13 protein-coding genes are annotated in these 16,616 nt (G+C 68.2%); 3 read left to right on the top strand and 10 right to left on the bottom strand.

Annotated features, from left to right (window positions below):
• Positions 1-6: 6 nt before the first annotated feature.
• A complete protein-coding gene (gene metC, locus EZH22_RS00630) occupies positions 7-1,188 on the bottom strand; it encodes a cystathionine beta-lyase (protein ID WP_231711242.1) in 1,182 nt (393 codons plus the stop codon).
• Between the two features lie 260 nt (positions 1,189-1,448).
• On the opposite strand from metC, the gene EZH22_RS00625 reads away from it, so the two are divergent.
• Complete coding sequence (locus EZH22_RS00625) at positions 1,449-2,300, top strand: LysR substrate-binding domain-containing protein (RefSeq protein ID WP_231711241.1); 852 nt, start codon at positions 1,449-1,451, stop codon at positions 2,298-2,300.
• Positions 2,301-2,371: 71 nt separating this feature from the next.
• Here the strand turns inward: EZH22_RS00625 and EZH22_RS00620 are convergent, their stop codons facing one another.
• The 7 genes from EZH22_RS00620 to EZH22_RS00590 form a co-directional block, all read right to left on the bottom strand.
• Positions 2,372-3,097, bottom strand: coding sequence for a maleate cis-trans isomerase family protein (locus EZH22_RS00620; protein ID WP_203193906.1), 726 nt, complete (start codon positions 3,095-3,097; stop codon positions 2,372-2,374).
• 18 nt (positions 3,098-3,115) lie between these two features.
• Complete coding sequence (locus EZH22_RS00615) at positions 3,116-3,751, bottom strand: glutathione S-transferase family protein (protein WP_203193905.1); 636 nt, start codon at positions 3,749-3,751, stop codon at positions 3,116-3,118.
• A gap of 39 nt (positions 3,752-3,790) precedes the next feature.
• On the bottom strand, positions 3,791-4,729 hold the full coding sequence (locus tag EZH22_RS00610) for an ABC transporter ATP-binding protein (RefSeq protein ID WP_203193904.1): 939 nt from the start codon (positions 4,727-4,729) through the stop codon (positions 3,791-3,793).
• The gene (locus EZH22_RS00605; protein ID WP_203193903.1) at positions 4,710-5,741 is read right to left on the bottom strand and encodes an ABC transporter ATP-binding protein; all 1,032 of its coding nucleotides are present in this window, start codon (positions 5,739-5,741) and stop codon (positions 4,710-4,712) included. Before EZH22_RS00605 ends, EZH22_RS00610 begins: the two co-directional genes overlap by 20 nt.
• Complete coding sequence (locus EZH22_RS00600; protein ID WP_203193902.1) at positions 5,738-6,625, bottom strand: ABC transporter permease; 888 nt, start codon at positions 6,623-6,625, stop codon at positions 5,738-5,740. The genes EZH22_RS00605 and EZH22_RS00600 overlap by 4 nt, the downstream gene beginning before the upstream one ends.
• Entirely contained in the window at positions 6,625-7,611 is a 987-nt protein-coding gene (locus EZH22_RS00595; RefSeq protein ID WP_203193901.1) for an ABC transporter permease, read from the bottom strand. The genes EZH22_RS00600 and EZH22_RS00595 overlap by 1 nt, the downstream gene beginning before the upstream one ends.
• Positions 7,612-7,693: 82 nt before the next feature.
• Positions 7,694-9,316 carry an ABC transporter substrate-binding protein gene (locus tag EZH22_RS00590; protein ID WP_231711240.1) on the bottom strand — a complete coding sequence of 541 codons (1,623 nt, stop codon included), beginning with the start codon at positions 9,314-9,316 and terminating at the stop codon, positions 7,694-7,696.
• Positions 9,317-9,819: 503 nt separating this feature from the next.
• Between EZH22_RS00590 and EZH22_RS00585 the strand changes: the two genes are divergently transcribed.
• Complete coding sequence (locus EZH22_RS00585) at positions 9,820-10,407, top strand: cysteine dioxygenase family protein (protein ID WP_203193900.1); 588 nt, start codon at positions 9,820-9,822, stop codon at positions 10,405-10,407.
• A 15-nt stretch (positions 10,408-10,422) separates the two neighbouring features.
• On the top strand, positions 10,423-12,015 hold the full coding sequence (locus EZH22_RS00580) for a rhodanese-like domain-containing protein (RefSeq protein WP_203193899.1): 1,593 nt from the start codon (positions 10,423-10,425) through the stop codon (positions 12,013-12,015).
• Between the two features lie 260 nt (positions 12,016-12,275).
• Here the strand turns inward: EZH22_RS00580 and EZH22_RS00575 are convergent, their stop codons facing one another.
• Together EZH22_RS00575 and EZH22_RS00570 are read right to left on the bottom strand one after the other, a co-directional pair.
• Positions 12,276-15,503, bottom strand: a complete 3,228-nt coding sequence (locus EZH22_RS00575; RefSeq protein ID WP_203193898.1) for an efflux RND transporter permease subunit — start codon at positions 15,501-15,503, stop codon at positions 12,276-12,278.
• Positions 15,500-16,543, bottom strand: a complete 1,044-nt coding sequence (locus tag EZH22_RS00570) for an efflux RND transporter periplasmic adaptor subunit (protein WP_203193897.1) — start codon at positions 16,541-16,543, stop codon at positions 15,500-15,502. Before EZH22_RS00570 ends, EZH22_RS00575 begins: the two co-directional genes overlap by 4 nt.
• Positions 16,544-16,616: the final 73 nt, after the last annotated feature.

Here is a 16,616-nt window from a genome sequence, read left to right as displayed (position 1 = left end):
CGGGCGTCACGCCCGCGCGGCGGATGGGGCTGCGCCGTCCTGCGCCGCCCGCATGGCATCAAGGGCGCCGGCGAGGTCGCAGATCAGGTCCTCGGGGTCTTCAAGACCCACGTGCAGGCGCACCAGCGCGCCGGACAGGGGGAAAGGCCGCGCCGCGCGGGTGAAGCGGGCCGGCACCACCAGGCTTTCAAAGCCGCCCCAACTGGAGCCGATGCCGAACAACTCCAGCCCATCCACGAAGGCTGAGACCGCCGCCGGTGCGGTCACCGCCAGCTCCACGCCGAACAAGGCCGACGCGCCGGTGAAATCCCGCTTCCAGAGCGCGTGACCCGGATCGTCCTCCAGGCCCGGATGGAGCACACGGACCACGTCCTTCTGCCCCGCCAGCCAGCGGGCGACCGCGAGCGCGCTCTTCTCCTGGTGACGCAGCCGCACGCCGAGCGTCCGCAGGCCGCGCAGCACCAAGTAACAATCGTCGGGGCTGGTGGAGAAGCCGAGGTCGGCCACCACGTTCCGCACCGGCCGCCACCAGGCCTCGGTGGTGGCGATGGTGCCCATCATCACGTCGGAATGGCCGGACAGATACTTGGTGGCCGCCTGGATGGAAATGTCCACGCCATGGCCGAGCGCATCGAAGAAGAGCGGGCTCGCCCAGGTGTTGTCGAGCAGCACCGCAATGCCACGCTCCCGAGCGACGGCAACGATGGCGGGAATGTCCTGCACCTCGAAGGTGAGGGAGCCGGGGCTCTCGCAGAAGATGGCGCGGGTATTGTCGCGGATGAGATCGGCGATCCCCGAGCCGATCAGGGGATCGTAATAGGTGGTGACCACGCCGTTGCGGGCGAGCAGGCCGTCGCAGAAGGCGCGGGTCGGGCCATAGACGGTATCCACCATGAGCAGGTGGTCGCCCGGCTTCACCACCGCCATGAGCGCGGCGGTGATGGCGGCGAGGCCCGACGGCACGATGATGGCGCGATGGCAGCCTTCGAGCCGGGTCAGCGCCTCCTCGAGGGCGAATAGGGTCTGCGTGCCGTGGATGCCGTAGCGCAATCCGGCGAAGCGGTCGCCGCGCAGGGCATCGTAGGCGGCGAGGTCCTCGAACAGGATGGTGGAGGCGCGGGCGACCGGCGGGTTCACCGGCCCGGTGGCACTGCGCCCGGCGTGAACGAGAAGCGTGTCCTTCTTCACCGGCGGCACTCCCGCCCCGCACAAGGGACCTTGAGGGTTGCTAATGGATCGACTGAAAATTCGGAGGCCATCGACAAGGCGTCTCCATCCGCGGAATGACCGGCGCAATGTGACGCAAAGCGCCGATTGAAGCCGAATTGACACTGTATCCGGCGTCATGGATACGCATCCGCGGGGCGCCGGACAATTTAAAAGTCGTGACGCGATCCATTAGATACGCTAACTTTTATCCCCCACCTGCTGCCTTGGCCTCCGCCGTGATGCGCAATCTCGACCTCGATCTCCTGCGGACTTTCGTCGCCATCGCGGACGCTGAAACGTTCGCCGCCGCCGCGCATCGCGTTCATCGCACCCAGTCGGCGGTGAGCCAGCAGATGCAGCGTCTCGAAGGGCACGTGGGCAAGACCCTGCTGGTGAAGAACGGGCGCTCGAAGCGCCTCACTGAAGACGGCCTGAAGCTGCTCGACTACGCCCGCCGCATCATTGCCCTGAACGACGAGGCCAACATCGCCCTTGCTGCCGGCCCCGGACAGGCGGACGTGGTGCGCCTCGGCGCCAATCACGACATGGCGGACAATATCCTGCCCATCATGCTGGGACGCATCGCCAAGGCCCATCCCAACGTGCTGCTGGAAATCCGCACCGGCCGCAGCCCCTTCCTCATGGAGGAATTGCGCAAGGGCGAGCTCGACCTCGCCATCACCACCCGCCTCGATCCCGAGCGTCCCCGCATCATGCTGCGCACCTCGCCGACCGTCTGGCTGTGCGCGGCCGATTTCCCCTACGAGCGCAAGAAGCCGCTGCCGCTCATCGTCTCCAACGAGCCGAGCCTGTTCCGTGCCCTCGCCATCGACGCGCTGGACAAGGCGCACATGGCTTGGCGCATCGCCTATCTCAGCCTCAACCTCGGCGCCATCCGGGCGGCGGTGCGGGCGGGGCTGGGGGTCACCGCCCGCAATATCGAGATGCTCACCCCGGATCTGCGCGTGCTCGGCGAGGCGGAGGGGCTACCGCGGCTGCCGGACGTGACCTTCCACCTCTACATGCGCGACGAGAGCGTCAGCGACGCGGTCAAGCGCGTGTTCGAGACGTTCCGCGGCATGGCTTTCTGAAGACCCTCCGGCCCGGCCGTCAACCGGCGCCGGGGGGTCGCTCAAGCGCGCGGGCTATGGCATGGCCTGCCTCAGGGCGCGAGGCGGAACAGCCGCCCCGGCCCCGCCGGCGCGTGGACCCCGAGCCGGCCGAGCGCCATCCAGAGCGTTGCCTGATTGGAGGAGACCACGGGCACGCCGAGCCCGACCTCCAGCCCCTCGATCTCGTTCATGGTGAGCAGATTGGTGCAGCTGACGAAGAGGGCATCGCATCGGGCGATCCGCGCCCGGTGCCGCAAGGCAAGGCCCGCAACCTGATCCGAGGTCAGCGCCCGGATCTCGGCCGAGGTGGCGCAGCCGAACGCATCGACGCCCGCCACTTCGAACCCGTAGTGGGTGAGGAAGGCCACCTCCTCCGCGTTCACGGCGTCGGGGTAGGGGGTGATCATGAAAACGCTCTGTGCCCGCAACGCCTTCAGCGCCGCCACCACGGCCTCCGACGTGGTGAAGGCGGCAACGCCGGTCACCGCCTCGATCTGCCGCGCCACCGCGCCCTCCGCGCCGCTGCCTTCGAGGAAGGAGCCGGACGTGCAGGCGTAGGCAATGACCTCGGGCTTGGCGAAGGCGAGGTCCCGGGCGGCCCGTTCCACCGACGCATTCATGGCCAGAAGATCGTCCTTCGCCACCAGGGTGGACGGACGGGACAGCCGGTTGTGGTTCATCACCACGTCCGCCGGCAGATAGCGCGGCCATTCGCGCTCGACCGCAACATTGGCGGGCGGGGCGAGGACGCCGATGCGGCGGACATTGTGGTCCATGACATGGTGATCCATGGCTCAGGTCAGGGGCGTGGTCATGAGCTGCGCCGCGGCGGGGCGCAGCTTCAGCCGGCCGTGCCAGGCAGCGAGGCGGGGAAGCGGCGGGCGCTCCAGCGGCAGGCCGTCGAGCGGCAGGTTGAACCAGCGGTGCGCCGCCGCGCCGAGCGGAATGTCCGCCATGGTGAAACGATCGCCCACCAGATGGGTGCGCCCCACGAGTGCGCCGTCAGCCACCACGAACACCTCTTTCAACTCATCGAAGGCGCGGGCGATGGAGGTCATGTCGCGCGCCTCCGGCGCCGTGCGCACGAGGCCGCGGAAGACCGGCGAGAGCAGCGGCGCCACGGTGCCGAGCTGGAAGTCCATCCAGCGTTCCGCGTCGGCCCGCGCGTGCGGGTCCAGCGGCATGAGGGTGCCGGAGCCGTGGCGGGCGGCGAGATAGCGCACGATGGCGTTGGATTCCCACAGGACGAACCCGTCGTCCTCGATCACCGGGACGCGGCCGCAAGGGTTCATGGCGCGGAATTCCGGCGTGCCGACCACTCCGAACGCGCCGCCCGCATCGATCCGCTCGAACGGCAGCCCGAGCTCGAGGGCGCACCAGACCACTTTCTCCACGTTCACCGAATTGAGCCGGCCCCAGATCTTGAGCATGTTTCTCTCCTTCCTCGAACGCGTCGGGGATTTGCGGCCTCAGGCGAAGTGGCAGGCGACCTCCTGGCCGCCCGGCAGGGTGCGCAATGCCGGCGCCTCGGTGGCGCAGACCTCCTTCGCGATCGGGCAGCGGGTGCGGAAGCGGCAGCCGGAGGGAATGCGGGCCGCGCTCGGCAACTCGCCCTTGAGCGCCACCGCGGTGCGCTTGCGGTCGATGTCATAGGAGGGCACCGCCGCCATCAGGGCGCGGGTGTAGGGGTGCAGCGGATTGGTCCACAGCGTCTCGTAGCTGCCGCTCTCCACGATCTGGCCGAGATACATCACCATCACCCGGTCGGTGAAATAGCGCACCACCGACATGTCGTGGGAGATGAAGAGGTAGGACAGCCCGAGGTCGCGCTTGAGGTCCACCAGCAGGTTGAGGATCTGGGCCTGGATCGACACGTCGAGGGCCGAGACCGGCTCGTCGCAGACGATGAGCTCCGGCGAGAGCACCAGCGCCCGGGCGATGCCGATGCGCTGGCGCTGGCCGCCGGAGAATTCGTGCGGAAAGCGGTCGAGCGCGCTCGACGACAGGCCGACGCGCTCCACCATCCCGGCCGCGCGCCGGCGGCGTTCGGCCCGATCCGCGACACCGTGCACCTTGAGCACGGTTTCCAGCAGGGTGCGCACGGTCTGTCGCGGGTTGAGCGATCCGAACGGGTCCTGGAAGATCATCTGCATCCGCCGGCGATAAGGCGAAAGCGCCCCGCCCTTCAGCGGCACGATGTCGGTCCCGCCGAGGCGGATGGCGCCGGCTGACGACGGCACGAGGCGCAGGATGGTCTTGCCGAGGGTGGACTTGCCGCAGCCGGACTCGCCCACGAGCCCCACCGTCTCGCCCTTCTCCACGCGAAACGAGACGCCGTCCACTGCCTTCAGGACACGGCCGTGGGAGCGATAGCTGGTTTCGAGCTTCTCAACATCCAGCAGCGACACGGGCGGCCTCCTTCGGCGTCTCGGTGGCGAGCCGGCAGGCGGCGAGCCGGTCCGGCAGGGGCACCAGCGGCGGCGGGGCGATGCGGCATTGGGCGATCACCTGCGGGCAGCGCGGCGCGAAGGTGCAGCCCGTCTCGCCGGTGGCCGACGCCACCGAGCCGGGGATCTCGGTGAGCCGGGCCGTGGTGTAGTGGGCGCCGCTCTCGAGCCGGACGGTGGAGCCCATGAGCCCGCGCGAATAGGGATGCAGCGGCCGCTCGAACAGCGCGTGCGTCTCCGCCATCTCGACGATGCTGCCGGCGTACATCACGGCGACGCGGTCCGCCCACTGCGCCACCACGCCGAGATCGTGGGTGATGAGCAGCAGCCCCATGTGGAGCTGCCGGCGCAGGCTGTCGAGCAGTTCCAGCACGTCCGACTGCAAGGTCACGTCGAGGGCGGTGGTCGGCTCGTCGGCGATGATGAGTTCCGGATTGCAGGCCACCGCCATGGCGATCATCACCCGCTGGCGCATGCCGCCGGACATGTTGTGGGGGTAGTCGTCATACCGGCGGTGGGCGTCGGGAATGCGCACGAGGTCGAGCAGCTCCACCGTGCGGGCCCGCGCCAGGCGCGCGGTCAGCCGGTCGTGGCGGATCAGGCTCTCGGCGATCTGCTCGCCGATGGTGAGCACCGGGTTCAGGGAGGTCATCGGCTCCTGGAGGATCAGTCCGATGCGCTTGCCGCGCACCTCCCGGAGCATGTGGGCGTCGGCGCGGACGAGATCGGTGCCGCCGAATAGGACCTGCCCGGAGAGGCGGGTGCCGCGCGGCAGGAGCTGCATGATGGCCAGCGAGGTCGCCGACTTGCCGCAGCCGGATTCGCCGACCAGCGCCAGTGTCTCCCCGCGCCGGATCTGGAAGGAGATGCCGCGCACCGCCAGGTGCCCGGGAAAGGCGACCGACAGGTCGCACACGTCGAGCAGCGGCACCGGCCGGTTCGATGTTTCGCCGTGAAGGCCCTGCGCACTCATCGCTCGCGCATCCTTGGATTGAAGACTTCGTTGAGGCCGTCGCCAATGAGGTTCAGGGCGAGCACGGTGAGCGCCGTGGCGATGCCGGGCAGGGCGGTGAGGAACCACGCCGTGCGCAGCATCTCGCGGCCGCCGCCGATCATGGACCCCCAGGACACGAGGTTGGGATCGCCCATGTTGAGGAAGGACAGGCCGGTCTCGGTGAGGATGGCGCCCGCCACCATCACCGAGGCCGTCACCACCACCGGTGGCAGCGCGTTGGGCAGGATCTCGACGAAGATGATGCGCGCGTCCGAATAGCCGAGGCTGCGCGCCGCCATCACGAAGTCCTGCTCCCGGAGGCTGCGGAACTGGGCCCGCACCAGCCGGGCGATGGTGGGCCATGAGGCGATGCCGATGGCCGCCGCCATGACCGGCAGGGACGGCTCGCCGATGGCCACGATGACGATGACGAGGAGGAAAGTCGGCACCGTCTGGAACAGCTCGGTGAGCCGCACCAGGATATTGTCCACATAGCCACCGAAGAAGCCGCCCGCCGCGCCCACCAGGGTGCCGATGACGAGGCCGATGGCTGCCGCCGAGAAGCCGATGATGAGCGAGACCCGGGCCCCGTGCACCAGCCCCGCCGCCACGTCGCGGCCCAGGGAATCGGTGCCGAGCGGATATTCCATGTCCGCGAACGGCCACAACAGCGGCGGTCCCACCATATCCTGCGGATCGCCCGGATAGAGGATGTCGGCCCCGAGGGCGAGCAGCACGACGATGGCGAAGATGAAGAGGCCCGCCGCGAAGGTGGGGTGGCCGAGGAGCAGGGCCGCAAGGCCCCGCCGGGACTTCGGCACGAACAGCGGCAGGCTGGCCGCCCGGGTGGTGTCTGAGGACATCAGTGCGCCTCGATGCGGGGGTCGAGCCAGGCGTGCAGCAGGTCGATGAACACGTTGGCGAAGATGACCACGAAGGATGAGAGGAGCAGGACGCCGAGCAGCACGCTGAAGTCGCGCGCCATCACCGCGTCGAGGGCAAGGCGGCCCATGCCGGGCCAGCCGAAGACGGTCTCCACCACGATGGCCCCGCCCAGCATGTTGCCAAGGTGGAGGCCCGCCACGGTGGTGACCGGGATGAGCGCGTTGCGCAGCACGTGCCGGGTCTGGATGGTGAAGGCGGAAAGGCCCTTGGCCTGCGCCGTGCGCACGAAGTCCTGCCGCTCCACTTCCAGCATGGCCGAGCGGGTGAGGCGCGCGTAGACGGCGATGAAGAAGCAGGCGAGCGAGAAGCTCGGCAAGGCGAGATGGGCGAGGCGGTCGGCGATGGCGGGCCATCCCGAAAGGTCGGCGCCGATGGTCATGGCCCCGCCGCTGGGCAGCCAGCCGAGCTTGACCGAGAACAGCACGATGGCCATGAGCCCGACCCAGAAGCCGGGCGCCGAATAGAGCACCAACACCAGGACCGACAGCAGCCGGTCCGGCCAGCGGCGGGCGAACGCGGCCATGAGCGTCCCGAAGGCGATGCCCAGCACCAGCGACAGGGTGAAGGCGCTCACCATCAGCAGCAGGGTGAAGGGCAGGCGGGACATGATGAGCTCGCCCACCGGCATGTTGTAGCGCGGCGAGAAGCCGAGGCTGAAGTGGGCGAGATGATCGAGATAGCTCAGCAACTGCACCAGCACCGGCTGGTCGAGGCCGAATTGCCGCCGCAGGGCCTCCATGCTCTCGAGGGTCGCGGAGCCCGATTCACCGGCGATCACGTCCGCCGCATCACCGGGCACGAGCTGGAGGAAGAGGAAGTTCAGGACGACGATGCCGAGGACCGTGGGCACCGCCTGAAGAAGCGTGCGCCCGAGGCTTCGGCCGGCGCGGGACAAGAGTCTCATGGACGAGGCCTCCGGCCGCCGTCGCCGGCCGGAGGCCGCCGAGGCGGGCACTGGCGGGCGAAGGCGGCCATTGCGGGATCTGCTACTTGACGTTGACGTGGGCGAGATTGCCTTCGGCACCGTCCGCGGTGGTGACAAGATCATGGACCCGCACATTGTGCAGGGTGAGGAAGGTGGGCGACACCAGATTGATGTCCGGGATGTCCTTGCCCACGATCTCCTGGAACTTGCGGAACAATTCCACGCGCACCTTGGGGTCGTTCTCCACCGCCGCCTGCTCCAGCAGCCGGTCCACCTCCGGGTTTGAATAGTGGGTGGCGTTCGAGAAGGGCACGCCCTTCTGGAAGCTCTTCGACCAGTAGAGCCGCTGCACGCCCACCGTGGGATCGAACAGGTTGCTTGCCCCGTTCACCACGAAATCGAAGTCGCGGTCGGTGTAGATGCGACGGACGAAGGCAGAGATGTCCTGCGCACGCAGGTCCACGGCGATGCCGATGCGCGCCAGCGAGGCACGGATGTATTCGGCGAGGCGGCGGCCCTCGGTGGTGATGGGATTGTAGTCGAGGGTGAGATGGAAGCGGGTGCGCCCGTCCTTCGGCGTCAGCCCGGCCTCGTCCAGCAGCTTGGCGGCGGCCTTGAGGTCGTAGGCGTAGGGGCTCGGGGCGGGATCGTGGAACTGGGCCAGCCCTGGCGCGATGGGCGAACTGGTGGGGGTGGCGAGGCCGTAGTGTATGGTCTTGACGATCACATTGCGATCGATGGCGTGGGCGATGGCCTGGCGGACGCGGGGATCCTTGAAGTATTCGTTGTCGAGATTGAATTCGAGGCGGGTGACGTTGGACGAATAGCTCGCGCCCTTGGTCTCGAACTTCAGGTTCGGCAGCGCCTTCAGCCGCTCCACGTCGGACAGCGCCACCGGCGTGCGATAGCCGAAATCCACTCCCCCGGATTCAAAGGCGATGGAACGGGCGGCGGCGTCGGGGATGAACTTCACGATGAGCTGGTCGACCTTGGGGTCCGGCTTGCCCCAGTAATCGTCGTTGCGCTCATAGGCGATATAGTTGCCGCGTGCCCATTCCTTGAACTTGAACGGACCGGTGCCGATGGGGGCGTTGCCGTTGGGGTTCGAGGCCGGGTCCGTGCCAGCGTAGATGTGCTTGGCGACGATGGGCGTTTCCGCCGGGGCGAAGGCCTTGATGAGGTAGGGCGCCGGCTTCGACAGGCGCAGCACCACGGTCAGCGGGTCCGGGGTCTCGATGGCGGAGACATTGGCGAACGTGGTCTTGCCGCGCGGATGCACCTTCTTGAGCAGGTCGATGGAGAACGCCGCATCCTCCGAGGTGAAGGGCTTGCCGTCGTGCCACTTCACCCCGTCGCGCAGCTTGAAGGTGTAGGTGAGGCCATCCGGGCTCACGTCCCAGGCGGTGGCCAGGAGCGGCTTGGGATCGAGCTTCTCGTCGTATTCGAGCAGCCCTTCGGTCACCTTGGCGCTGACGGCGAGGGCGGTGGTCGCCACATTGGTCAGCGATACCAGGGTCGGCGGCTCGGTTGCCTGCACCATGGTCACCGTGGCAGCCCCTGCCGGAGAGGCCTGTGGCAGCAGGATCGCCGCGCCCAGCAACAGGGCCGCGAGGGCGCTTCTGCGCCAGATGGACGCGCTACGGCCGCTGGCTGCTTCGCCACCCCAACTCGTCAGAACCATCATGTGACTAGATCCCTTCAGCTCTGGAAGCTCTCGGCCGCGCCTTCAGGCGTCTGCTGCCATTCATTGTTCGGACCGCATCGGGACCGCTTCCCCTCATCCGCCGCCGGGCCCCGTGCCTTCAGGTCCCGCCACGCGGATGCGCTTCATTGTCCGGCGATCGGCCATGGGGCGCCCCCGGTGTAACCCTCCGCCACCGCACCGGAGCCGGTACGGAATGGGACTGTCAGGCGTGCAGTAAAGCCATGCCCGGCGCACGGCACAATTTAAAAGTCGCACGCACATAGGTAAGGGGTCCTAATGAATGGCGCTCGGGTTCGAAGGAGGGGTATCTTTCAAGCCTTATTTTTCAACGCGCATATCGGGCAGCCCGCTGCATCGGCGATAAAATCATTACACAGCCTAATGCTTCTCCGACGACAATTAAATTGTTGCCGGATTCGGCCTGCCTTAAGGCTCATGGTCAGGACCGGGCCCCAAGGCCCCTTTTGTCAGGGAGACGAGGGATGAACCTGAGCGAGCAGCGCCAGAGCGCCGTGCAGCAGTCGATCGAGCGCATCAAGGCCTTCACCGCCAAGGGCGGACTCGATCGCGGCGTACTCGCCCAGGTGCTGGAAGAAGTCCGCAGGCTGGCCGACGCCCGGGACTTCTGGACCGGAGACGCGTTTCCGGTGCCGGACGAGACGTCGCGGCAGGCGCGCTATCTCATCCAGGAAGATCCCGATCACGGCTACGCGCTCTATCTCAACGTGATGCTGCCCGGCCGGCGCATTCCCCCGCATAATCACACCACCTGGGCCTGCGTCGCCGGCATCGAGGGCGAGGAGCACAATTTCGTGTATCGCCGGCTCGACGACGGCGGCACGCCCGGCCACGCGGAACTGGAGCTTTCCGATCTGGTGCTGGTCGGGCCGGACAGCGGCATCGCTTTGCTGCCCGACGACATTCACGCCGTGGAGATCCGCGGCGACAAGCCCATCCGTCACCTCCACATGTACGGGCGCGCCCTCGAGACGCTGTCCGAGCGCCTCACCTTCGACATCGAGGCGAAGACCTGCAAGCCCATGCCCATCGGCGTCCAGACCCGGCGCTGAGCGAGATCGAGCATCATGAACGACATGTCTGCGGCGCCTGTCGCCCATCGCGCGCGCGTCTCCGCCCGAGAGCTGAAATCCTGGCTGAACGACGGCGGCGAGATCGCCCTTTTGGACGTTCGGGAGCATGGCCGCTACGGCGAGGGGCACCTGTTCTTCTCGGTTTCGGTTCCCTACAGCCGGCTGGAGCCGGAGGCGCGCCGGCTGGTGCCGCGCCGGTCCACTCGCGTCGTCGTCTATGATGGCGGCGACGAGGGGGTCGCCGATCGTGCCGCCCGGCGCCTTGCCGCCCTGGGATACAGCCGGGTCTTTGTGCTGGATGGCGGGGCGGCGGGTTGGGCCAAGGCCGGCTTCCAGCTCTTCGCAGGCGTGAATGTTCCCAGCAAGACCTTCGGCGAATTGGCCGAGATCGCCTTCCACACGCCGCGCATCGGCGCGCTCGAGCTGTCGGAGCGCCTGGCGAAGGGCGAAAACCTCGTGGTGCTGGACGGCCGTCCGGTCGAAGAATACCGGAAGATGAGCATCCCCACGGCGGTGTGCTGCCCCAATGGCGAGCTCGCCTTGCGGGCGGGCGCGCTCGCCCCCGATCCCACCACCACCATCGTGGTGAACTGCGCCGGCCGCACCCGTTCCATCATCGGCGCGCAGACACTGATCGACATGGGCGTGGCGAACCCGGTGTTCGCCCTCGAGAACGGGACTCAGGGCTGGTACCTCGAAGACCTTGTCCTCGATCGCGGGGCGAACCGGCTCTATCCGCCGCCGCCGCCGGAAGCCGCGCTCCCCCGTCTGCGCCGGCAGGCACGGGCCTTCGCCGATGCCTGGAAGGTGCCGTTCGTCTCCGCCTTCGAGGTGGAGGCCTTCCGCGCCGACACCGTCTGGACGACCTACCTGTGCGATGTCCGCACACCCGAGGAATTCGCCGCCGCCAGCCTGCCGGGGGCGCGCAGCACGCCGGGCGGCCAGCTCGTCCAGGCGACCGACCAATATCTGGGAACACGCATGGCCCGCGTGGTGGTGTTCGACGGCGAGGGCGTGCGTGCGCCCGTCATCGCCGCGCGCCTGCGACAGATGGGGTGGGACGCGATGGTGCTCGCAGAAGGCGTCTTCGCGACCCTGACGCCGTGCGAGGAGGCCCCGCTCGCCCTTCCCGACCTGCCCGCGGTCTCGACGCGGGAGCTCGCGGCCATGGGCACCGGCGCGACGTTGCTCGACCTCCGCTCCAGCCCCGCCTATCGGGCGGAGCATCTGAAGGGCGCCATCTGGACCATAAGGCCCCGCCTCGGCGACCTCGCGCTTCCTTCCTCCGGCCCGGTCATACTCATTGCCGACAGTGCGGAGGTGGCCCGGCTCGCGGCCCTGGAGCTCACCGAGCGCGGCGTTCGTGACCTGCGCCTGCATCTTGCCGATCCGGCCGGCTGGGCCGCGGCAGGCCTTGGGACCGAGGCGACGCCCGATGTTCCCGCCGACGCGGAGTGCATCGATTTCCTCTTTTTCGTGCACGACCGCCACAGCGGCAACAAGGCGGCGGCTCGGCAGTATCTGGCGTGGGAAACGGACCTCATCGCCCAGATCGACGCCGACGAGCGTGCGAGCTTCCGCATCTGAGCGGACGCGAGAGACGGCCTCCCGGTCCGTTCCGGCGGTGCCGTCTGGAGCGTCCGAGATGCGCCCGGACCCAGGCGCGGCCGGAAAACCTGCTCACGTCTATTCCGGCCTTGACGCGGGGGGCGATGGTTTCCGGCCTGTCCTCCCGCTAATGGGGCCCGCTTCCGTCCTGGGCCTCGCCAGCTTTCCGCTCATGCGTCGCGGTCGGAGAGCGAAGGCCGATCGGATCGACGCCGAGGCATGGTGTTCATCCTGCGCGCCTACATCGGCGGGAGACCTGTGCGCCCGGTGCCGCGCAGCACCACATAGATTGCGGGAATGACCAGAACCGTGAGCGCGGTGGACGAGGCGAGGCCGAACAGGAGGGAGATGGCGAGCCCCTGGAAAATCGGATCCGTCAGGATCACGGCCGCCCCGATCATGGCGGCGAGCGCGGTGAGGAGGATCGGCTTGAAGCGGATGGCGCCCGCCTCCAGCAGCACGTCAACCAGGGGCCGCTCGGGCGTGCGCGCATGGCGGATGAAGTCGACCAAAAGGATCGAGTTGCGCACGATGATGCCGGCAAGCGCGATGAAGCCGATCATGGACGTTGCCGAGAACGGTGCCCCGAACAGCCAGTGGCCCAGCATGATGCCGATGAAGGTCAACGGGATCGGCGTCAGGATGACGAGGGGCACCTTGAAGGAGCCGAATTGGGCGACCACGAGGATGTAGATCCCGAGGATCGCCACGCCGAAGGCCGCCCCCATGTCGCGGAACGTGACCCAGGTCACCTCCCATTCACCGTCCCATAGCAAGGTGGGACGGCTTTCGTCATCGGGCTGTCCGTGGAGTGCGATCACCGGCTTCGGCACATCGCCCCAGTCGGCTTTCTCGATGGCGTCGGCCACCGCCATCATGCCGTAGACGGGAGCCTCGAACTGGCCGGCGAGTTCGCCGGTGATCATTTCGGCGGCCCTGCCGTTGTGGCGGAAGACGGGGTAGGAGGCCGGCTCGCGCGTCACGCTCACCACGTCGCCCAGCTCCACGATGCTGCGGGCGCCCGGCAGGGCATTGGCAGGCACCGGGATGGTGAGCGTGCGCTCGTTCACGACACCGGCGCCCTTGGACAAGGCGAGGCGGATCGGGATCGGCTGACGGGCGCCGCCGCGGTGCGAATAGCCCACCGTCGAACCGGCATAGAAGGCGCGGAGGGCGTCGTACACATCGCCCTGCTCGACCTTGTAATATTCGAGGTTGTCCTGGTCGATGGCGATCCGCACCCGCTCGGGGCGGATGCCGTAGCTGTCGTCCACATCGACGATGAAGGGCACGCTCTCGAACGTTGCGCGCACCTTGGCCGCCACCGCGCGCCGGGTGGCGGGGTCGGGGCCGTAGATCTCGGCGAGCAGCGTCCCGAGCACCGGCGGCCCCGGCGGGGGCTCCACCACCTTCACCGCCGTGCCCGCCGGCAGATCGAGCCCCCTCAGGCGCTCGCGGATGTCGAGGGCAACGGCGTGGCTCGGCCTTTCGCGCTCGCCCTTCGGCACCAGGTTGACCGTGACGTCGCCCTGCTGCGGCTGGGAGCGCAGATAATAGTGCCGCACGAGGCCGTTGAAGTTGAACGGCGCCGACGTGCCGGCATAGGTCTGGAACGAGATCGCTTCCGGGATCGCGGCGAGCCGGTCGACGATGCCCTGCAGTGCCCGGTTGGTGTCCTCCACCGAGGAGCCCTTCGGCAGGTCGACCACCACCTGGAGCTCGGTCTTGTTGTCGAACGGCAGGAGCTTCACCGTGACGTGCCGGGTATAGATCAGCCCCAGCGAGGCGAGCGTGGCGAAGCCGACAAGGAGAAGAAAGGTCCAGGCGCGAGCCTTCGTCTTGAGGATCGGCGCCGCCACCGCCACATAGGCTCGCCCCAGCCAGCCGCCATGCCCGCCACCACCGGCCGCATCATGCCCATGGGCGGTCGCATCGCCCTTGCGGCCCAGCTTCATCATGAGCCAGGGGGTCAGCACCACGGCGACGAAGAAGGAGAACAGCATCGCCGCCGAGGCATTGGCGGGGATCGGGCTCATGTAGGGGCCCATCATGCCGGAGACGAACAGCATGGGCAGCAGCGCCGCCACCACCGTCAGCGTGGCGACGATGGTGGGGTTGCCGACCTCGGCCACCGCCTCGATCGCCGCCTCCTCCCGTGGCCGGCCATCCCGCATGGCCCAGTGGCGGGCGATGTTCTCGATCACCACGATGGCATCGTCCACCAGAATGCCGATGGAGAAGATGAGCGCGAACAGGCTGACGCGGTTGAGCGTGTAGCCCATGAGGCGCGAGGCGAAGAGGGTGAGCAGGATGGTGGTGGGAATGACCACCGCCACCACCAGCGCCTCCCGCCGGCCGATGGCGAGCGCGACCAGCACCACGATCGAGACCGTGGCGAGGGCCAGGTGGAATAGGAGCTCGTTCGCTTTCTCGTTGGCGCTCTCGCCGTAATTGCGCGTGACCGTCATCTCCACGTCCCGCGGGACGATCTGCCCGCGCACCTGTTCCAGGCGCTGGACGACGTCCTCGGCGATCACGACCGCGTTGGTCCCGGGGCGCTTGGCGATGGCGAGCGACACGGCGGGCACGCGCTCGAGCCCGGCGGCGGTCCTGCGCACGTCGGTGACGCGCGCCTCGTTGGGCTCGGTGGCGAGCACCACCTTGGCGACATCGCGCACATAGACCGGCCGGCCGTCGCGGGCGGTGATGAACAGGTTGCCGATTTCGGGCGCGGTCTGCAGGGTCTGGCCGGCGACGAGGGTGCGCTGCTGCCCCTCTTCGCGGACCTTGCCGATCTGGAACGAACGGTTGGCGCCCTCGATCTTGGCGGACAGCTGCTGAAGAGTGACGCCGTAGAGCGAGAGCTTCTCCGGATCAGGCTCGACCCGGATCTCCTCCGGCTGCTCACCGACGATATAGGTCAGGCCGATATCCGGCAGCTTGGCCACTTCCACCTGCAACTCGCGGGCGAGGCGGGTCAGCCCGTTCGCGGTCCAGCGCGCGGCGGCGGTCGGCTCGGGGGCGAGCGTGACCACGACGATGGCCACGTCGTCGATGCCGCGCCCCACGATCAGGGGCTCGGGAATGCCCACCGGGATGCGGTCCAGGTTCGCCCGCACCTTGTCGTGCACGCGCAGGATCGCGGCATCGGAGCTGGTGCCGACGAGGAACCGCGCGGTGACGACGACGCCATCGTCCTCGGTCTGGGAATAGACGTGCTCGACGCCGTCGATGCCCTTGACGATGGTCTCCAGCGGCTCGGTGACCAGTTTGACCGCATCCTCCGCCCTGAGGCCATTGGCCTCGATGCGGATGTCGACCATGGGAACCGAGATCTGCGGCTCCTCCTCGCGCGGCAGCGTGACGAGGGCGACGATGCCCAGCGCGAAGGCGGCCAGCAGGAACAGGGGCGTGAGCGGCGAGCCGATGAAGGCGCGCGTCAGGTTGCCGGCGATACCGAGCTTCATTTCGTGCTTCCCGGCAGGACGATGCGGTCGCCGTCCTTGAGCCCCGTCAGGACCTCCACCCGCGTCCCGCCATTGTCCGGGAAGGTCTCGCCGAGGATCACCGCCACGTCGAGCGGGCCATCGGGGCTGGCGACGCGGATATAGTCGATGCCGTGGCGCGTCGTGACCGCTTCCGGTGGAACGGCGATGACCGCCCGCCTGCCGACCGGGATCCAGACCAGGGTGCGCTCGTTCACAAAATAGTCGCCCAGCCCCGCGACCTCCACATCGGCGATGACGCGGCCGTCCGATATCTCCGGATAGATCTTGACGATGCGCCCCGGCCGCGCGGTCGTCCGGTCGCCCCCCTTGGCGGGGGAAAGGCCGCGCTGCCCGATCAGGACCGTGTCATTCTCCTTGATGTCCGCGGCGTGGCGCTCGGGCAGGGACAGTCGCAGATAATACTGGCCGCTGGCGATACGGGCGACTTCCTCGCCGGCAAGGATGACCGAGCCGAGAGTCACCGGCACCGTCAGAACGCGCCCGGTCGCCGGCGCGACAATGGCGCCCTCGGTGGCCCTTTGCGCAATGACCGCCTTGTCGGCCTCGGCGGCGGCAACCTGGTTGGCGGCCACGTCGAACTGGGTTTGCAACTGGTCGAGCCGGCTCTGGCTGACGACGCCCCGTGTCAGGAGCTGCTGGTTCCGATCCAGCTCGGTGCGGGCATTGGCGAGCTGGGACCTGAGCTCCTTGATCTTCGCCTCGGCGGCGTTGAGTTCGAGGGCCAGCTTGTCGTCCACCACCAGGGCGATGGCTTGCCCTTCCTTCACTTCGCTGCCCTCGGTGACGCCGATCTGGCGGATCGTGCCGCCGATGCGCGCGCGCGCCGGCACGACGGTGCGGCTTTCCACCCGCCCGAACACCGCCTTCAGTTCCGGGACCGGAATTGCTGTGATTGTCAGCTCCGCGGCGGCGGCAGACGCCCGGCCCATGCCGCCCCCGCCTTCGGCGAGAAGCAAGGCCAGCACGAGCGCGGGAACGAGGACGGTGGTTCGTGGCATGGTTTGCTCGGTGAACGAGGAACTGGCCGGACTCCCGGCGGGGTCGGCGCGCGACACTCCGTCATCGGAAGGA

The organism is Xanthobacter dioxanivorans (genome assembly GCF_016807805.1).
Taxonomy (GTDB): Bacteria; Pseudomonadota; Alphaproteobacteria; order Rhizobiales; family Xanthobacteraceae; genus Xanthobacter; species Xanthobacter dioxanivorans.
Note: the sequence above shows the minus strand (reverse complement) of the source record. Positions and strands in the feature narration are given on the sequence as shown.